The sequence below is a fragment of the Azonexus sp. genome, from assembly GCF_049652925.1.
GTDB lineage: Bacteria > Pseudomonadota > Gammaproteobacteria > Burkholderiales > Rhodocyclaceae > Azonexus.
On the sequence record NZ_JBASFI010000010.1, the window covers coordinates 1 to 18,001 of the forward strand.

An 18,001-nucleotide genomic window follows, 5' to 3' on the forward strand; every position below is an offset into this window, starting at 1 on the left:
GCTGACCCGCGTCGCGGCCGGCCAGGCGGCACGCCAGGTCGGCCTCGGCGGCGGCCGGGCCGGTGGCAGCACGCTGGCGACGCAGATCGAGAAGTTCCGCCACTCGCCGGGCGGCCGGACGCATGACAGCAAGGACAAATATCACCAGATGATGTCGGCCGCCCTGCGCGCCTACCAGGACGGCGAAGAAAACCTGCCGGCGCGGCGCCGCATCGTGCTCGATTTCGTCAATTCGGTGCCGCTCGGCGGCATCCCCGGCTACGGCGAGGTCAATGGCCTGGGCGACGGCCTGTGGGCCTGGTACGGCCAGGATTTTGGCCAGATCAACCAGTTGCTGGCCGACCCCAAGGCTGATCTGACGCAACGCGCCAAGGCCTTCAAGCAGGCGCTGTCCCTGTTCGTCGCCCAGCGCCGGCCGTCCGGCCTGCTCGGCGACACCACCGGGCGCCTCAACACGCTCACCGACAGTTACATCCGCCTGCTCGCCGACGACCAGTTGATCCCCGCTGACCTGCGCGAAGCCGCCCTGCTCGTGCAGATCAGCCCGGCCCGCCAGGCCCGGCCGGCCGAAGAGGTGTCCTTCGTCGAACGCAAGGCGGTCAATGAAATCCGCGGCACGCTCGGCGATCTGCTCAGTGTCGAGAACCTCTACGCCCTCGACCGCTATGACCTGACCGTGCACAGCACGCTCGACGGCCCCAGCCAGCAGGCCGTGACGCGCGTCCTCAACCGGCTGGCCGACCCGGCCTTCCTGGCCTGTGCGGGTTTCAAGGAGGCACGACTGCTGGCCAGAGGCGACCCGAAACAGGTCAATTACAGCCTGACCCTTTACGAGCGCACGCCAACCGCCAATGTGCTGCGCATCCAGGCCGACAACCTCGACCAGCCGCTCGACATCAACGCCGGCACCAAGCTCGATCTTGGCTCCAGCGCCAAGTTCCGTACCCTGGTGTCCTACCTGCTGGTCGTCGCCGACCTGCACAAACGTTACAGCCAGACGCCGCCGGAAGAACTGGCCAAGCTCAAGCAACACCCGGCCGACCGCCTGACCAACTGGGCCATCGACATCCTGCGCACCAAGCCCGAAACAACGCTGGAAGAACTGCTCGAAGCGGCCATGGAACGCCGTTATTCGGCCGATCCCGGTGCCACCTTCTTCACCGGCGGCGGCATCCACCGCTTCGGCAATTTCAAACATGAAGACGACGGCAAGGTGCCAAGCGTCGCCGAAGCCCTCGAACAGTCGGTCAATCTCTCTTTCGTGCGCATCATGCACGACGTCGTCCACTACCATGCCTACGAGGCCGTCGACGCCCCGGCCCGTGGCCTGCGCGACAAGGACGACGATGAGACCCGCCAGGCCTTCCTCAACCGCTTCGCCGAGCGCGAAGGCCTCGGTTTCCTGCGCACCTACTGGCACAAGTACCGCGACGTGGCCCCGGCCGATCGCCTCGACGTTCTGAGCGACTCGGTGCCGTCCCGGCCGGTTCCGCAGGCCGCCGCCTACCTGAGCGTGCAGCCGAAGAGCGATTTCGACAGCTTTGTCGCCCACATGCGCAAGAAGCTTGGCGACCGGGCCGGTACCGACGCCGGCCTGCGCCGCCTGTTCGATGCCCACGCCACGCGCCAGTACAACCTGGCCGACCAGGGCTACCTGGCCCGCGTCCATCCGCTTGAGCTGTGGCTGGTCCGCCACCTGCAGAGCGAGCCGAAGGCGACGCTCAAGGACATCGTCCCGGCCAGCGTCGAAGCCCGGCGCGATGCCTCGAAATGGCTGTTCTCCACGCGCTTCAAGCATGCCCAGCAGGTGCGCATCGACATCGTGGTCGAGGTTGCCGCCTTCGAGCGCATCGCCGAAGAGTGGCGTCGCCTTGGTTACCCCTTCGAGCATCTGGTGCCCTCGCTGGCCACCTCGATCGGCAGTTCGGCCGACCGCCCGGCCGCGCTGGCCGAGCTGATGGGTATCGTCGTCAATGACGGCATCCGCCGGCCGACGGTACGCATCGACGAACTCCGCTTCGCCACCAATACGCCCTTCGAAACCCGCCTGCAGCACCAGACCATCGCCGGCGAACGCGTGATCCCGGTCGAAGTGGCGCAAGTCACCCGGCGCGCCTTGCTGCGCGTGGTCAATAGCGGCACGGCCCGGCGCATCAAGGACACCTACCGGGACCACGAGGAACAGGCGCTGGCCATGGGCGGCAAGACCGGCACCGGCGACCATCGCTCCAAGGTCATCGGCGCTGACGGCGGCGTGCGCAGCGCCAAGGTCATGAACCGTGCCGCCACCTTCGCCTTCTACATCGGCGACCGTTTCTACGGTGTCGTCACCGCCTTCGTCCCGGGTTCCAAGGCGGCCGGTTACGACTTCACCTCGGCCCTGCCGGTGCAGATCATGAAGGAAATGGAACCAGCCTTGCGGCCATTGATTGCCGATCGTCCGGCTGCCGATGGCAAGTGCAAGGCTGGCGCCTGAGGTAGCGCGGCCGGAAAACCGTGGTGCAGCCGCCAACCGCGGCTGGCCACGGTCAACCCGAAAAAACGGCCAAAAATGAAATGGCGGCTTGTGGCGCCCCGGTGATGGCGCCACCCCGGCCGTTCACACCCGCTTTTCCAGCCAATGCAGGACCAGCGAAAACAGGTGATCCGGACTGATCGGTTTGGTGATGAAATCGTTCATGCCGGCCGCCAGACAACGCTCACGATCTTCGACAAAGGCGTTCGCCGTCATGGCCAGAATGGGTAGTGTCGTCCGCTCCGGCATCCGCCGAATGCACTGGGTTGCCTCAAGTCCATCCATGGACGGCATCTGCATGTCCATCAGAACCAGATCGTAAGCCACGCACTCGACTTTCTCGACCGCCTGACGACCATCGGCAGCCAGGTCGACCCGCAGGCCGACATCCTCGAGCAGCACCTGGGCGATTTCCTGATTGATCGGCTCATCATCAACGAGCAGGATCCGGCGCCCGGCATACGCTCTCCGCAGCGTTGCCTCAGCCGTATCGGCCGGCCTTGCCTGCACTGTCCCGGCCCCCTGCACAGCCTTTTTGAGGCGAGCCGAAAACCAGAAGGTGCTGCCCACACCGTCGCAACTCTCGACACCGACCTCGCCCCCCATCATCTGCGCCAGTTTCTGCGTGATGGCCAGCCCGAGGCCGGTGCCACCATAGCGACGGGTTGTCGAATTGTCAGCCTGCTCAAAAGCCGAAAACAATCGGCCAAGCGCTTCCTGTGGGACGCCTATCCCGCTATCCGCCACCTCGAAACGGAGAACGACCGCGTCATCGTCTTCTGCAACACACCGGGCACCCAGGCTTACCCGACCGGAGTCGGTAAACTTGATGGCGTTGCCGACATAGTTCATCAGAGCCTGACTGAGCCGGGTAGCGTCGCCAAGCAACAAATAATCGGGCAACCGGGCGTCAAGAACGAGCGACAAGCCCTTTTCGCCAGCCTTTTCGCGGAAGATCGCCATGATCCCGGCCAGCAACGCGCCGATATCAAGCTCCTGCTCCTCGAGTGCGAACTTGCCGGCCTCGATCTTGGAAAGCTCCAAAACGGCGTTGATGGTGCTCAGCAGATGCTCGCTTGCCATCTCCAGCTTGCCGAGACGCTGTGACTGTTCGTCGGTCAGGCCATTCCGTCTGATCAGATGTGCCATGCCGGAAATCGCATTGAGTGGCGTCCGGATTTCGTGCGACATGTTGGCCAGAAACGCACTCTTGGCAAGGCTGGCTTTTTCCGCTGCTTCCTTCGCCTCGGCCAACTCTGCCGTCCGTTCGCGCACCTCGATTTCCAGCTCGGCGTGGTGATTGCGCAGGATGCGCTCGGCCCGGCGCCGTTCGGTCACATCGGTAATAAAGCCGAGAATGCAAGCCTCGCCGTTCAGATCCGTAATTTCCGCCGAAATGCTGACCTGCCTGCGCTCACCATCCTTGTGCAGCCAGCTCGTTTCCCAGTCGACCACGCGGCCGTCACGCCGGAGCGCATCAACCCAAGCCATTCGGCTTGCCTCATCCGGCCAAAGTCCGATTTCGGTCGAGGTGCGGCCGATCAGATCGGCCGGCGCCCAGCCAAAATCCCGTTCGTAATTGCGATTCACCTCAATGAACCGCCCTTCGGCGGCAGTGGCGATTGATGCGGCGATCGGACTGGCATTGAAAGCCGTGGCAAAGCGCTGCTGCGAAAGCCTGAGGGCCCTCTCCGCAGCAGCTTCGGTGCTTCGCCGCTCAGTAATATCGTCCCCGGCACCGAGACCGCCGATGATCCGGCCGTGCTCATCGCGAATCGGGCAGGCATGCCAGCCGATCAGGCGGACATCGCCGCCCCGGGTCCTGACGGGATACTCAAAATACTCGGTTCGGCTTTCGGCCAATACCACTGCATCGTAGATCGCGGCCCGCCGGCGTTCCGGATTCGCGCTGGGCATCAGACAGGTTTCAAACCAGTCCAGGCCAACAAGCTCTCGCGACAGGTAGCCAAGCACCTCGCCGGCTTTCCGGTTGATCGACATGACCCGCCCGTCGAGATCCAGGGCAACGATCAGTGTCTCGACCGTATCGAGCACGTTCTGGCTGTAATCCCTTTCCCGACGCAACAATTCTTCCTGGTGCAACTCGTCGGTAATGTCGAGGCTGAGTCCGACCAGCGCCACGGGCGCCCCCGATTCATCCCGCTTGACGGCCTTGATCACGCGCAAGTCATGGATCTTGCCATCGACAAAAGGAAGTCGCTGATGCGTCACGCTGACACCCGGATTGGCCAGCACCTTGACGTCGGAGGCTAGGCATTGCTGACGAAACGCCTCAGGAATCAGTTCGGCATAGTGGTCGACAGCAAGAAAAGCCGCTTCGGAAATACCGGTGGCCTGACAGAAAGCCCGGTTGACGAAGCTCATCCGGCCTTTGCCGTTCTGAAGCCAGATTCCGATCGGGGCATAGTCGAGGATCAGCTGCAGGCTCTCGCGTTCGTGCTGCAGTGCCTGCTCGGCGATAATTTTATCGGTCACATCGCGGGCCACGCCGAACAGCCCGACAATCTCGCCCTGCGCGTCGCGTAGCGGATACTTGCGGTTATCGACCCAGCCCATGCGCCCCTGATTGCTCACATAGGCCTGCACCTCATGGGCAACTTCGCTCCCCGAGAACACCTGTTTCTCCAGCCGGTAATAAATATCGGCGTAGGCCTCCGGAAAGACATCGTAGTCTGTCTTGCCCAGCAGATCAGTCCAGTGCCCGGTTGAATGCGTAATCGTTACCAGCGTCTCGCTGGCACCGGTAAAAACATGGTTTCTATCCTTGAAGTAGATGAAGTCATCGGTGTTCTCCATCATCGCCACGAAATTGGCCATCATCGGCTCATTTCGCTGCCCGTCAAACACAGTTCGTGCATCTTCAAGGTCAACTTCAGCCAGCAACTGCCCCGACTCCGCAAAGGCCTTGCCGAGCCGCCCGCGAACGCAGACTACGCCACCCGCCGCATTGCGGACTCGGGCATTGAAGGTCTGCTCGCCACTCGGCACAATCTGACTGAAAACCAGCTCGGCAATGTCCGCATCATCCGCGTGGAACCGCTCTCTCAAGGCGATTTTTCCACTGGTAAAGTCCTCTGCAGAAAAACCAAGCAAGGCGAAAACGCCATCACCGACCGACAAGATTGCAGGCTGTTCACCAAGTCGAAGCTGGAACCTGACGGCGGACATCGAGATGCTCCCCTTTGGCTTTATTCGAATACCTCAATCTTATCGATGAATCGCCCTGCCAGCTGAAAAAAAGCAGCCGCTATCGGGACTGGCGTGAGGCCGCTGTTGAGCAAGCAACATGTTGCAATTCACAAGAATCAAAGGTGCCGGACCACAGCAAAATCTTTGCTGCAGCGCAACAAAATGGTAGTCTTGCACGCATAAAATAATGCCATCAAGGCAAGGAAAAACAGCATGAGTGAAATCGACCTGAAGCGCTTCTTCCTCGAGCAGGTACGCCTGTTCGAAAACTTCCCGGCCGACAAGGTCGAGGAAATCGTCATCAAGTCCCGTCTGGCGACCTACGAAGGCAACGAAGCCATCCTCGAAACCGGCGATGAAGGCCGTTTCATCGGCGTCATGATCAGCGGCCACGCCGAAATCTCGATGACCGACAACACCGGCACCCGCGCCGTCATCACCCAGCTCGGCGTTGGTGACGTCTTCGGCGTCATGTCGCTGCTTACCGGCGACCGCATCGTCGCCGACGTCATCGCCGGCAACCGCTGCTTCGTGCTGATGATCCCGCAGGACGTCTTCAACACGCACATCCTGACCAACCCGAAAGCCGTCGGCTATCTGTCGCGCCTGCTCGCCGACCGTACCCGCGCCATGTCGGTCGATCTGGTCACCGCCCAGGCCAATGCCATCGTCCGCTCGCGCGACCCGTACGCGCTGTCGCTGCAAACCAACGAGCCGGGCAAGGTCGTCGTTCTCAATGTCGGTATCAGCCAGATTCATTTCGGTATCTACAACACCGAGGAGAGCGGCGCCGATGTGCACGGCATCATCGACCACGCCGACCAGCAAGTGACCCGGATCACCGTCAAGGTCGGAACGCAGCAAAGGTCCGTCGACCATGCCCCGTTCAAGCTTTCCGACCTATTCAAGGTCATGCAGGAAGCAACTGCCCTGCTCGGCGATGCCTTCACTTTCCACCCGGAAGAGGTCAGCGCCATCGGCCATCGCGTCGTCCATGGCGGCAACAAGTTCTCCAGCTCGGTCGTCATCACGCCGGCCGTGATCGCCGACATCGAGGAACTGTCGGTTTTCGCACCGCTGCATAATCCGGTCAATGTCGCCGGCATCCGCGTCGCCCTGAAGCTGTTCCCGAACGTGCCGCAGGTTGCCGTTTTCGACACCGCCTTCCACCAGACCCTGGCGCCTTATGCCTACCTATACGGCCTGCCCTATGACCTCTACAAGCAGCACGGCATCCGCCGCTACGGATTCCACGGCACCTCGCACCGCTACGTTTCGCTGAAGTCGGCTGAAGTCCTCAAGCGCCCGCTTGGCGAGCTGGAAATCGTTTCCTGCCACCTCGGCATCGGCGCCTCGCTGTGCGCCATCGACCACGGCCGTTCGATTGACACGACGATGGGCATGACGCCGACTGACGGCCTGATCATGCCGAGCCGTTCCGGCAGCATCGACCCGGCGGTGATGATTCACCTCATGGAAAAGCACCACATGTCGCCCGAGCAGCTATCGACGCTGATCAACACCGAAAGCGGCCTCAAGGGTATTTCCGGCATTTCGAGCGACATCCACGAAATCGAGGCTGCTGCGGCTGATGGCCACCACCGCGCCCTGCTTGCCCACAAGGCCTACTGCTACCAGGTGCGCAAGAACATCGGTGCCTACGTCGCAGCCATGGGCGGCATCGACGTCCTGGCCTTCACCGGCGACGTCGGTGAAACGAGCGCCACGGTACGCAGCCTGGCCTGCCAGGGCCTTGAATTCATGGGCATCAAGCTCGATGAGGAAAAGAACCGCAATCTGGGTAGCGTCGACAATTTCGCCATCATCTCGGCCGACGATTCGCCGGTCACCATCCTCGTCGTCGCCAATGACGACGAGCGGCTGGTTGCCTGGGAAACCCTGCGCTCCATTGAACGCAACGCGCTGCTGCTGGCCGCCAAGCCGGAAGAAGCCCCGATCCCGGTCGAAATCTCGGCCCACCACGCCCACCTGTCGCAGGCCGATGTCGAAAAACTGTTCGGCCCCGGCCACCAGCTGACGCCGATGCACGAACTGTCGCAGCCCGGCCAGTTTGCCTGCGAGGAACAGGTCCATCTGGTCGGCCCCAAGGGCCGGATCGCCAAGGTCCGCGTCCTCGGTCCGACACGCAAGGAAACCCAGGTCGAGATCGCCATGACCGAGCAGTTCAAGCTCGGCATCCAGCCGCCCATCCGCCAGTCCGGCGACCTCGCCGGCACACCGGGCGTGACGCTTGAAGGCCCGTACGGCAGCACGACCATCGAACGCGGTGTCGTCTGCGCCCAGCGCCACATCCACATGACGCCGGAAGACGCCATGCGCTTCCATGTGCGCGACAACTACGTCGTCCGCGTCCGCATCGAAGGCGAACGCCAGCTCATCTTCGGCGACGTCGTCGTCCGCGTGAACCCGGCCTTCCGCCTGGCCATGCACATCGACACCGATGAAGGCAATGCGGGCAACATCCAGACCGGGATGCTTGGTTACATTGAGGAAATTCAGAGTCGGCACTGATCGAGCTCTACGCACAATGGCCGGCTTGCCCGGCCATTGCTTTTTCTAGAACCAGATTTCCGGATAACGGCGCGAGCGCGGCAGGTTGTTGATCAGCAGGGCGACAACGAGCAGGATCAAAGGCCCGAGTGTCGCCGGGGCCAGCACATACCAGAACCCCAGGTTATGGATTTCCGGCGAGCCGATCACGGCGATCAGCGCCGTGGCACCACCCGGCGGATGCAGGGTACGCGTCGCATGCATTAACACGATGGCTGCCGCCACTGCCAACCCGGGCACCAGCCAGGGCACATGCTGAAACAATTTCCAGCAGACCACCCCAGTCAGCGCCGACAGGATGTGCCCGCCTAGCAGATTGCGCGGCTGGGCCAGCGGGCTGCGGACCGCCCCGTAAACCAGAACAGCCGAGGCACCGAAGGAACCGATCAGCAGCACCAGATCGGTTCCCGTGAACAACAGTTGGCCTGCTGCGACCAATGCCGTGATGCCCAGAAATGAGCCGATCCACGACCAGACAAGCTCTTCGTTGCTGACCCGCGGGGGACTGCCGCGGGTCGTTCCACGCATTTTGCGCCAATAGTCGTGCCAACCGCTTTCGAGCTTCATTCGGGGTTGGTGTCTTTGCTGTCCGCTGCCTGTTGGGCCTGCAAGCGGGCCAGCGCATGGCGCCAGGCGAGATGGTAGACGATGCGAAAATCCTCGGTGCTGATGTCGAGATAGCCGGAAACATGGCTCAGTGCGTCGAGAATATCCTCGTCTGAAAGTTCCAGTTCGAGGGCCTGCTCGAGTTCGTTCTTGCCGGGAGTCCGCTCAGTCATGAGGGCCCTCCACATGGCTGGCGGTGAGATCGCAAGCTGCTGCCGGCACAAGTCCGCGTGGCCGCTGCAACAGATCGGCCAGCGTATAGCCATCAAGCACGAGAAACATGGCGTTCAGGGCCTCGTTAAGAATGCCCGGCAGGCAACATGCGCCCTGAATCCGGCAGGTTGCGTTGGCAGCAAAGCACTCGGCCAGCGCAAAATCGCTTTCGGACTGACGGATCACGTCACCAACGACAATCTCCCGCGGCGGTCGCGCCAGCCGGATGCCCCCGCCCTTGCCACGCACGGTCTCGATATGGCCAATCAGGCCCAGCTGATGCACCACCTTCATGAGGTGGGCTTTCGAGATGTCGTGCACAGCGGCAATCTCGGCGATGGTGACCAGTCGGTCGTCCTGCACACCGAGATACATCAGGACGCGCAGGCTGTAATCGGAAAAGGTACTCAGGCGCATGGCTGCTTATAAGATACATTCAAAATATTGCTTAAGCGGGATTTGATTGGTAACATCAAGATTCATTTCATTTATATCTTATGCCTGCGGCCGGCGCAATCCGTTCGCAGGGGTGTCTCCGGAAAAACAATGGCCGAGCAGTCCCAGCGAAAAGTCATCAACATCAAGCCCGTTGTCGATCCCGACGCCAAGGTTTATCCGCGTTCGATCAGCGGCCCCTATACCCGCTGGCGCTGGATTTTTGTCTGGCTGACCCAGCTCGTCTTCTACGGCCTGTGCTGGCTGCCCTGGCATGGTCGGCAGGCCGTTCTGTTCGATATCGACACCCGCAAGTTCTATTTCTTTGACCTGGTTCTCTGGCCGCAGGACACGATTTATCTCGTCCTGCTGATGATTCTCGGCGCCTTCACGCTCTTCCTGTTTACTGCGGTGGCCGGGCGATTGTGGTGTGGCTATACCTGCCCGCAGACGGTCTATACCGAGATTTTCCTGTGGTTCGAGAAGATGATCGAGGGCGAGCGCCCACAACGTATCAAGCTCGATGCCGCGCCGTGGTCGGCGCGCAAACTGGCGCTCAAGAGCGCCAAGCACGCGACATGGCTGCTCTTTTCGCTGTGGACCGGAATCACTTTCGTCGGCTATTTCATGCCTATCAAAGATCTCGTCAGTGACCTGCTGACGCTCTCGCCCGGCGCCTGGTCCGCCTTCTGGGTCGTCTTCTACGCCTTTGCCACCTACGGCAACGCCGGTTTCCTGCGCGATCAGATGTGCAGACAGATCTGCCCCTACGCCCGTTTCCAGTTCGTCATGTTCGACCCAGACACGCTGATCATCGCCTACGACACGGCGCGCGGTGATGCACGCGGACCGCGCGCCAAGGGTGCCGATCCGAAGGCCCTCGGGCTGGGTGACTGCGTCGATTGCGGCATCTGCGTTCAGGTCTGCCCGACCGGCATCGACATTCGCAACGGCTTGCAGAACGAGTGTATCGGCTGCGCCGCCTGCATCGACGCCTGCGATCAGGTGATGGACAAGATGGACTACCCGCGCGGACTGATCCGTTATTCGACGGAAAATGCCGTGACCATGCGCTACACGACGATGGAAATCATTCGCCGTGCCGCCCGGCCACGGGTCATCATTTACACGGCGATTCTCGTCGCGCTGACCACGGCCATGGCCTGGTCGCTGGCCACACGCATCCCGCTCAAGGTCAATGTTCTGAAAGACCGCAACGTGCTGTCACGCGAAGCCAATGATGGCTCAATCGAAAACTCGTATCGCCTGCAAATCATGAATACGGGCGACCAGACGCGGAAATTCCGGATCAGCATCGCCGGTTTCGATGGCGCGCGACTGGCCAGCGACAGCGAAATCACCGTTCCCGGTGGCGAGATCGGCACCCAGACGGCAATTGTCAGCGCCGAGCCGGGGGCTACGCCAACGGGTGCGGCGCCGATCACCTTCAGCGTGGCCGACGTCGCCGACCCGAAGGTTGCCGTGACCGAGAGTTCGAAATTCTGGATGCCATGAGCTTAGAATCAGGCCAGCAGCCAAGCCGCAGAAAATCCGTTCTCCGAAAGGACGTACATCATGACCAACGAACAACTGAAGAGCCTCATCACCTCGCCGCTGCCATTCTTTGGCGTCACTGAGCAGGGCGACGTGCTGGCCCGCTACGTGCCCTACGGCCCGGTGTTTCGCTGGAGCTGGAACCAGATGGTCCCGATGCCGGTGCAGGGCAGCGATCTGATCTGGCTGCTCCATGCGGCAGACGAAGAAGCGCATTCGATCACCGACACCGACAAACCGAAAACCAGCAAAAGCAAGTAAGCGACGCGCAGGCTCAGGCCTGCTGGCGCATCCGCGCGGCCAACCAGCGGCCGATGGCCCAGATCTCTTCCAGACAGACCGAATGCGGCATCGGGTATTCGTGCCAATCGATTTGATGGTCGCGCTCTATCAGCAAATCCCTGGCGGCCAGGCCAAGCGTTGGTGAGACGACATCGTCGGCCGTACCGTGGGCGGCAAAGATTGGAATATTGCGATTGGCGTCGGCTGAGTCTTCAGTCAGCAGCGCCGGTGACGGAATATAGGTGGACAGCGCGATGAGCCCGGCCAGTTTTTCCGGATGGGTCAGCGCCGTGGTGTAGGCCACCGCCCCACCTTGCGAGAAACCGGCAAGGAATATACGGTCAACCGGAATTCCGCGGCTTTTTTCACGTTCGATCAGACGCCGCACGGTTTCGCGGGAGGTGAGAATCCCGGCCTCGTCGACGCGCCGGCTGGTGCTGTCGAGCGAAATGATGTCGTACCAGGCGCGCATGACGTAGCCACCATTACAGGTCACCGCGATGTAGGGTGCGTGGGGGAAGACGAAACGTACGGCAGGCGACGCGGCCAAACCGAGTTCGGGGACAACCGGCACGAAATCCGAGCCGTCGGCGCCCAGTCCGTGCAGCCAGATCACAGCGTACTCGGGGTTGGCGGCAGTTTCGACTTCGAGCGGTGGCATGTCGATTTCCATGGGGGTCTCCTCGCGTTCGTCAGACGGCCAGTATGCGCAATGTCGCCGCACTTGGCCACCCGGTGCGCTATCCAGCCAGGGACCAATATGCTAGTTTAATGTTCGCTGGCTTGCCCGAATTGGCGCTGTTTTGACGATGGAGTAGCGGATGCCTGTGCGATCAAAAGTATTCATTGCTTCTTCATCGGAGGGGCTGGAGGTGGTCAATGCGGTGCGCCTGCTGTTGCAAGGCGAGCTTGGTCAAACTGCCGACATCGAGCCATGGACCCTCGCCTTCGAACTCAGCGCGACCTACATCGAGTCGCTGGAAAAAATTGCCGACGAGGCTGATTTCGCCATTCTGGTGCTGACGCCTGACGATGTAACGACCAGTCGCAAGAAGGAAAAGCTCTCGCCGCGCGACAACGTCATCTTCGAACTCGGCCTGTTCATGGGCGCCCTCGGGCGCGAGCGTTGCTACCTGGTGCAGGAGGACAGGCCCGACCTGAAACTCCCCAGCGACCTGCTCGGCATCCATTCGGCGAGCTTCAAGCGCCCCGCGGACGGCGACCTGAAGGCTGCACTCGGCGCCAAGTGCGGGCTGGTCGCCGAACGCATCATGGCACTGGGCAGCCGCCACAAGCTCAGCCCGGAGGTTCGCGCCGCACAGGCAGCCAACCGTGCCTTCGTCGACCGAGTCAAAGGTGCATGGTGGGAGCGCATCACCATCAACGGCCGGCATTGGCTGAGCTTCCTTGAGATCAATGCCGATGAAATCTACGGCACCGTTCAGATGCGGGGCATCTCCTATGATCAAAAAGGCACGTTGATGGCGAACTGGAAAAGCCTGGTCGCCCGCGTTGACAGGGATGAGCAGAAGATTCTCTACCACTGGCAGGGCTGGTATCCCGAGAGCGCCATTGCCAAACCGCAGGATCAATTCCATGGCTTTGGCGAAATGGAATTCACGGTGTCACGTGATGTCAGTCAGCCTGCCAGCAGAGGCAAAGGCAAGTTCTGGGACGTGGACGAAACCCGGCCGGAGAAAACCGCCGTCAAGAGCGTCCAGCTCCACCGGGTTGATGACGTGGAGGACATCAGGACGATGACCAGCGGCAAGGAAAAGGAGCTCCGCACCGTAGTCGCCAGGACGCTTCAGGACTGGTAAGAACCAGGAAATTCAGGTGCGGGAAGGCAGACGCAAATAAAACTCGGTGGCCTGTTCGCCAACGCGCACCGCGATCTCGCCGCCATGGGCGAGCACGATCGAGCGGGCGATGGCCAGGCCGAGTCCTGTCCCTTCCGAACCGGAGTCGAGCCGGACAAAGCGGTCAAAGACCCGATCCAGCGCCTCGGCCGGGATCGGTTGCCCGGTGTTGGCGATGGACAGTTCCGCCATGCCGTCGACGGCCCCGACCGTGACGACAATCGAACCGCCGGCCGGCGTGTGATGAATGGCATTGACCAGCACATTGCCGATGGCCCGCTCGAGCATCAGCCGGTCGCCATGGACCGTGATGTCGTCGCCGACCAGTTGCAGGCTGACATTCTCGGCGAGCAGCCCGTAATACTCGATCAACCGTTCGCACAGCGGGCGCAGCGCCAGCGGCTCGGTCTCCGGCACGAGCAGGCCGTGGTCGGCCTTGGCCAGCAACAGCATGTCGGCGATGATCCGCGACAGGCGTTCGTATTCCTCAAGGTTCGAGGCCAGTAGGTCGCGGTATTCATCGACATGGCGCGCCTTGCTCAGCGACACTTCGGTCTGCATGCGCAGGCTGTGGATCGGCGTGCGCAACTCGTGGGCAAGATCGGCCGAAAAATCCGACAGACGTTTGAACGAGTCCTCAAGCCGGCCAAGCATGGCGTTAAAGGCAGTGACCAGTTCAGTCAGTTCCGGCGGCACATTCTGCTCCGGGATACGCTCAGCCAGCTGCCCGGCCGAAATGCGGCCGGCGGCGCGGGCAATGGCGCGCACCGGGTGCAAGCCGCGGCGAACGACCAGCGCGCCGACGATGGCGGTGAGCAGCGCGGCGGCCAGAATGGCGAAGCGGAAATCGTGCTGCAGCTCGTCGAGAAAATCGGTGTGGTGACGAATGTCGCGGCCGACGACGACGTGCGCCGTTTCGCCCCAGGCAGTTTCCATGTCGACGGCGATGACGCGGTACTCGGCATCGCCCAGCACCACCCGAACCGGCGTCCGGCCCAGCGCAACCTTGGCGGCGGCCAGTGGCTCGGCCAGTTCGGGCGTCGGCCATTTGAAAATTGGCCCTTTTTCCCGGTTGACCGTGACAATCACCCCGTGCTCGCCGATCAGGGCGTCACCGAGGCGCGCGGCGAAGCCCTCGGCCGATTTTTCCTGCGCGCCGACATGGCCAATTAGCGCCAGCTTGCCAAACAGGTCATGTGCATCCAGTTCGGCCATGTGGGCATCGGCGGCGCGGCTGAAATAGACGCCGAGCGCCGCGAAAACCACCGTCGCCAACAGCGCGAAGGCCAACGACAGGCGCAGCGCAATCGAATGCCGCCAGTCGGCCACGATCAGCGGATTTCCATGACGTAACCCATGCCGCGCAGGGTGTGGATCAGTTTCGGCGAAAAATCATCATCGACCTTGGCGCGCAGGCGACGGATAGCCACCTCGACGACATTGGTGTCCGAATCGAAATTCATGTCCCAGACCTGCGAGGCGATGAAACTCCGCGCCAGCACCTCACCCTGCCGACGCAGAAAGAGTTCGAGCAGGGCGAACTCCTTGGCCGTCAGGTCAATTCGCTGGCCGGCCCGGGTCGCCCGGCGTTTCAGCACATCGAGTTCAAGATCAGCCAGGCTCAGGCTATCCGCCTCCCTTGCCCGGCCCCGACGGAGCAGCGTGCGTACGCGGGCGAGCAGTTCCGAGAAGGCGAACGGCTTGACCAGATAATCGTCTGCCCCGAGTTCCAGCCCCTTGACCCGGTCCTCGACCTGATCGCGCGCTGTCAGGAACAGTACCGGCAAATCGCGCCCCGCCGCGCGCAAGGTTTTCAGCACCTGCCAACCATCCAGCCCGGGCAGATTGACGTCGAGAATCAGCAGGTCATAGTCGCCAGCCAGCCCTTCATGCATGCCATCCAGCCCGTTGCGCACAAGATCGGCCATGAAACCGGCTTCGGAAAGCCCCTGTTTGAGGTAGTCGCCAGTCTTCGCTTCGTCTTCGACGATGAGGATCTTCATGCCGGCATTTTGCCCGACAACCCACCGCCTTGTGTCATTGCTCGATGCGCCCTAAATGCAGGTCAGGCGACCACGACGCCGGGACAGGCGATACACCGCCTTCCAGCGCCGCAACGAATGCGCCAGCAGTCCGCTGCGCACGTCCCGACGCAGGGCCACCAGCAAGGCACGCGTCCGCTGATAGACGGGATGCTGGTGCAGGGTATCGAACACGTAGTTCTTGAAGCGAACGACCACGGCATAGGCGCGGGCGAACCAGCCGATTTCCATCAACTGCGGTCTGGTCAGCGCAAAAATCCGCGCCACCAGCGCCGTGCCGACCACCTTGGCGGTGAGAAAGGTTCCAACACCGAGCAGCGGCGCGCCATGCGCCAGGAAATAAAGACCGAGAACCTTGAACGGCAACAGCACGGCGCCGGGAATCACGAACCAGGCCAGTGCCAGGTAGGGCGGCGCGCGCGACACCCACGCTTCGGCCAGACGCAGCACGGGCAGTCGGCCGATTCTCGCCATGATCAGTTCGAGCGGCTCCCACAGCCATTCCCAGAACCATAACAACAGTGCCGCCAGAATGATGAAGGGCGGCGTCAGCAGGCGTTTTAGTCTCGATTCCATGCCGTTTCTCGGTAAGGTGCAGCGAAAACATACTGCAGTCCCAACATTTCGCCTGCATGATCAGCGTGACCGGTTGTAACAGGGCGTTACGCCGGATTGTTTGCACCTTCCCCCTCCGCTATGCTGCGCCCCCTGGCGGCGTGGCCGCCCCTTCATTCACCTCCCCCGACTGCCGCCATGATCGTCCGCCCCCCTTTGCACTGGTTTCGCCTGCTCTTCGTCTGGCGCGGCTCCGTTCTGCCCTACATCATCACCCGCTTGCTGCTCGTCCTCGCGGTTTCCGTGCTCAGTGTCCTGAGTCTCGACTGGTGGATGAGCGCCCATGCCGCGTCGGCCCTGTCGATTCCGCCATTTACGCTGATGGGCGTGGCGCTGGCCATTTTTCTCGGCTTCCGCAACTCGGTCAGTTACGAGCGCTACTGGGAGGCTCGCAAGCAATGGGGCACATTGCTTATCGGCGCCCGCTCGCTGACTCGTGAGATCGCCAGCTTTGCCCCTGGCGAGAGCCAATTGCCACGCCGCGTGGCGCGCACCCTGTCGGCCTTTGCCTTTGCTCTCAAGCACCAGTTGCGAGGTACCGACCCGCGGGGCGACCTCGCCTGCCGCCTCGAGGCAACGGTACTGGAGCGCGTATGCGCTGCCCGCTTTGTGCCGTCTGCTCTGCTGCTCTGCCTGGCCCAGGACTTTGCCGCGGCACAAAAGGCCGGTGTGCTCAGCGACCTGCAACTGCAATCGCTGGATCGCAACCTTGACCGCCTGACCGACGCCTCGGGAGCCTGCGAGCGCATCGCCAACACGCCCATTCCCTATACCTACCGCGTGCTCATGAACCGGACCGTGATGGTCTATTGCCTGTTGCTGCCAGTCGGCCTGAGCACTTCGATCGGCTGGGTGACGGTGCTGGTCGCCCCGTTCATCGCCTATACCTTCCTGGCGCTCGATGTCATCGGCGAACAGATCGAGGAGCCTTTCGGCAAGGAGCCGAACGACCTCGCCCTCGCCTCGATGTGTCATGGCATCGAGGTTTCCGTATGCGAACTGGTCGGCGAAACCCCGCGCAGTTCGCCGCCGGAAGTCATCGATTACATCGTGACCTAGGCGCTTTGCCAGAGGCTCCCGCCAAGCCGAAGATTACAAACTTGTAATCCTGCGGTCAGGGAACGGTCGACGGCAGCGGCGCAGAATTGGTGCATCAATCCACCAAGGAACCGCCATGCGCCTGCTGCTTGCTCTCATGCTCTCCCTCAGTCTCCCGGCCTTGGCCCAGCACGATCACCGCGCCGGCCACATGGCCGCAGCGCAGTCGGCCCCGCTGAGCGACGGTCTGGTCAAAAAGATCGATGCCAAGGCCGGCGAAATCGTCATCCAGCATGGCCAGCTCGACAGCATCGGCATGCCGCCGATGACCATGGCCTTCGGCGTTGCCGACAAGGCCTGGCTGGGCAAGCTCAAAGCGGGTGACAAGATCAGGTTTGCGGCCGAGATGAAGGGCGGCAACGCCATTGTCAGCCGCTACGAGATGGCCAAGTAGGTCGCCTCGCCGATGCCTGACATCATCCCCAACTGGCATCCGGCGGTCGTTCATTTTCCGATTGCCCTTGCCGTCACGGCCACGCTGCTCCTGCTGCTGGGCCGCTGGCGCCCGGCCAATCCGACATTCACCGCCAGTGGCCGCCTGCTGATCCTGGGCGCCGCCGTCAGCGCCGCGCTCGCCGCGGCGCTCGGCGGGTACGCCTTCCAGACGGTTGAACACGACGCCGCTGGTCATCTGGTCATGCTCCGCCATCGCAACTGGGCGCTGGCCGGCACGGCCGGGCTGATCGCGCTGGCCGTCTGGGATGGCCTGCGCCAGCGTGCCGGACAGCCGCCGTACGGGACATTGCTGCCGATCATGCTGGCACTCTCGGCCAGCCTCGGCGTCACCGGCTGGCTGGGCGGCGAGATGGTTTATCGGCATGGCATCGGCGTCTCGGCTTCGGCCTTCGCCGCACCGGAAGTACCGGCGCCGACGGTGGCCGAGCCGCCGCCGGCCGAGCCAGCAAAGGCGCCGGCAACGGCAACTGAGACGGCGGCCGAAATCCCACCCAACGCCCCCGGCGAGCATATTCACAAGGATGGCAAACGCCATCGCCATTGAG

General features: G+C 62.3%; 17 protein-coding genes. 9 read left to right on the forward strand and 8 right to left on the reverse strand.

Annotation, left to right across the window (positions count from 1 at the left end):
* A partial coding sequence (locus tag WBK19_RS03015; RefSeq protein ID WP_511286818.1) for a glycosyl transferase family 51 occupies positions 1-2,476 on the forward strand: 2,476 nt, incomplete at its 5' end.
* 123 nt (positions 2,477-2,599) lie between these two features.
* On the opposite strand, the gene WBK19_RS03020 is transcribed toward WBK19_RS03015, so the two are convergent.
* Positions 2,600-5,356, reverse strand: coding sequence for a PAS domain-containing hybrid sensor histidine kinase/response regulator (locus WBK19_RS03020; protein WP_511286820.1), 2,757 nt, complete (start codon positions 5,354-5,356; stop codon positions 2,600-2,602).
* On the opposite strand from WBK19_RS03020, the gene WBK19_RS03025 reads away from it, so the two are divergent.
* Complete coding sequence (locus WBK19_RS03025; RefSeq protein ID WP_511286822.1) at positions 5,288-5,770, forward strand: hypothetical protein; 483 nt, start codon at positions 5,288-5,290, stop codon at positions 5,768-5,770. The two genes, WBK19_RS03020 and WBK19_RS03025, sit on opposite strands and share 69 nt — an antisense overlap.
* A 168-nt stretch (positions 5,771-5,938) precedes the next feature.
* Positions 5,939-8,257: an acetate/propionate family kinase gene (locus tag WBK19_RS03030; protein ID WP_511286824.1), complete on the forward strand. Its 2,319-nt coding sequence runs from the start codon at positions 5,939-5,941 to the stop codon at positions 8,255-8,257.
* A gap of 45 nt (positions 8,258-8,302) precedes the next feature.
* On the opposite strand, the gene WBK19_RS03035 is transcribed toward WBK19_RS03030, so the two are convergent.
* Genes WBK19_RS03035 through WBK19_RS03045 form a run of 3 tightly spaced genes read right to left on the reverse strand, consistent with a single transcriptional unit; the run spans position 8,303 to position 9,532 of the window.
* Positions 8,303-8,824 carry an HPP family protein gene (locus tag WBK19_RS03035; protein WP_511286825.1) on the reverse strand — a complete coding sequence of 174 codons (522 nt, stop codon included), beginning with the start codon at positions 8,822-8,824 and terminating at the stop codon, positions 8,303-8,305.
* A 35-nt stretch (positions 8,825-8,859) separates the two neighbouring features.
* Positions 8,860-9,075, reverse strand: a complete 216-nt coding sequence (locus tag WBK19_RS03040) for a hypothetical protein (protein WP_511286827.1) — start codon at positions 9,073-9,075, stop codon at positions 8,860-8,862.
* Positions 9,068-9,532: an RrF2 family transcriptional regulator gene (locus WBK19_RS03045; RefSeq protein WP_511286829.1), complete on the reverse strand. Its 465-nt coding sequence runs from the start codon at positions 9,530-9,532 to the stop codon at positions 9,068-9,070. Before WBK19_RS03045 ends, WBK19_RS03040 begins: the two co-directional genes overlap by 8 nt.
* A 129-nt stretch (positions 9,533-9,661) precedes the next feature.
* On the opposite strand from WBK19_RS03045, the gene ccoG reads away from it, so the two are divergent.
* Together ccoG and WBK19_RS03055 are read left to right on the forward strand one after the other, a co-directional pair.
* Positions 9,662-11,065, forward strand: a complete 1,404-nt coding sequence (gene ccoG / locus WBK19_RS03050; RefSeq protein WP_511286831.1) for a cytochrome c oxidase accessory protein CcoG — start codon at positions 9,662-9,664, stop codon at positions 11,063-11,065.
* 60 nt (positions 11,066-11,125) lie between these two features.
* Positions 11,126-11,365 (forward strand): hypothetical protein, encoded by a 240-nt coding sequence (locus WBK19_RS03055; RefSeq protein ID WP_511286833.1) that lies wholly within the window; start codon positions 11,126-11,128, stop codon positions 11,363-11,365.
* Positions 11,366-11,378: 13 nt separating this feature from the next.
* On the opposite strand, the gene WBK19_RS03060 is transcribed toward WBK19_RS03055, so the two are convergent.
* Complete coding sequence (locus tag WBK19_RS03060; protein ID WP_511286835.1) at positions 11,379-12,059, reverse strand: alpha/beta hydrolase; 681 nt, start codon at positions 12,057-12,059, stop codon at positions 11,379-11,381.
* A 148-nt stretch (positions 12,060-12,207) separates the two neighbouring features.
* Here WBK19_RS03060 and WBK19_RS03065 point away from each other — a divergent pair, with 148 nt between their 5' ends.
* Positions 12,208-13,206 (forward strand): TIR domain-containing protein, encoded by a 999-nt coding sequence (locus tag WBK19_RS03065; RefSeq protein WP_511286837.1) that lies wholly within the window; start codon positions 12,208-12,210, stop codon positions 13,204-13,206.
* A gap of 12 nt (positions 13,207-13,218) precedes the next feature.
* Here the strand turns inward: WBK19_RS03065 and WBK19_RS03070 are convergent, their stop codons facing one another.
* From WBK19_RS03070 to WBK19_RS03080, 3 genes are read right to left on the reverse strand one after another with little or no spacing between them, the layout of a single operon-like run.
* Positions 13,219-14,574, reverse strand: a complete 1,356-nt coding sequence (locus WBK19_RS03070; protein WP_511286839.1) for a heavy metal sensor histidine kinase — start codon at positions 14,572-14,574, stop codon at positions 13,219-13,221.
* Positions 14,575-14,576: 2 nt separating this feature from the next.
* Positions 14,577-15,248 (reverse strand): heavy metal response regulator transcription factor, encoded by a 672-nt coding sequence (locus WBK19_RS03075; protein ID WP_511286841.1) that lies wholly within the window; start codon positions 15,246-15,248, stop codon positions 14,577-14,579.
* Positions 15,249-15,299: 51 nt separating this feature from the next.
* Positions 15,300-15,863: a hypothetical protein gene (locus WBK19_RS03080; protein ID WP_511286843.1), complete on the reverse strand. Its 564-nt coding sequence runs from the start codon at positions 15,861-15,863 to the stop codon at positions 15,300-15,302.
* Positions 15,864-16,040: 177 nt separating this feature from the next.
* On the opposite strand from WBK19_RS03080, the gene WBK19_RS03085 reads away from it, so the two are divergent.
* From WBK19_RS03085 to WBK19_RS03095, 3 genes are all read left to right on the forward strand, one after another.
* Positions 16,041-16,961, forward strand: coding sequence for a bestrophin family protein (locus WBK19_RS03085; RefSeq protein ID WP_511286844.1), 921 nt, complete (start codon positions 16,041-16,043; stop codon positions 16,959-16,961).
* 115 nt (positions 16,962-17,076) lie between these two features.
* Positions 17,077-17,394, forward strand: a complete 318-nt coding sequence (locus tag WBK19_RS03090) for a copper-binding protein (protein WP_511286846.1) — start codon at positions 17,077-17,079, stop codon at positions 17,392-17,394.
* Between the two features lie 12 nt (positions 17,395-17,406).
* Positions 17,407-18,000 (forward strand): DUF2231 domain-containing protein, encoded by a 594-nt coding sequence (locus WBK19_RS03095; RefSeq protein WP_511286848.1) that lies wholly within the window; start codon positions 17,407-17,409, stop codon positions 17,998-18,000.
* The last annotated feature ends 1 nt before the right edge of the window (position 18,001 follow it).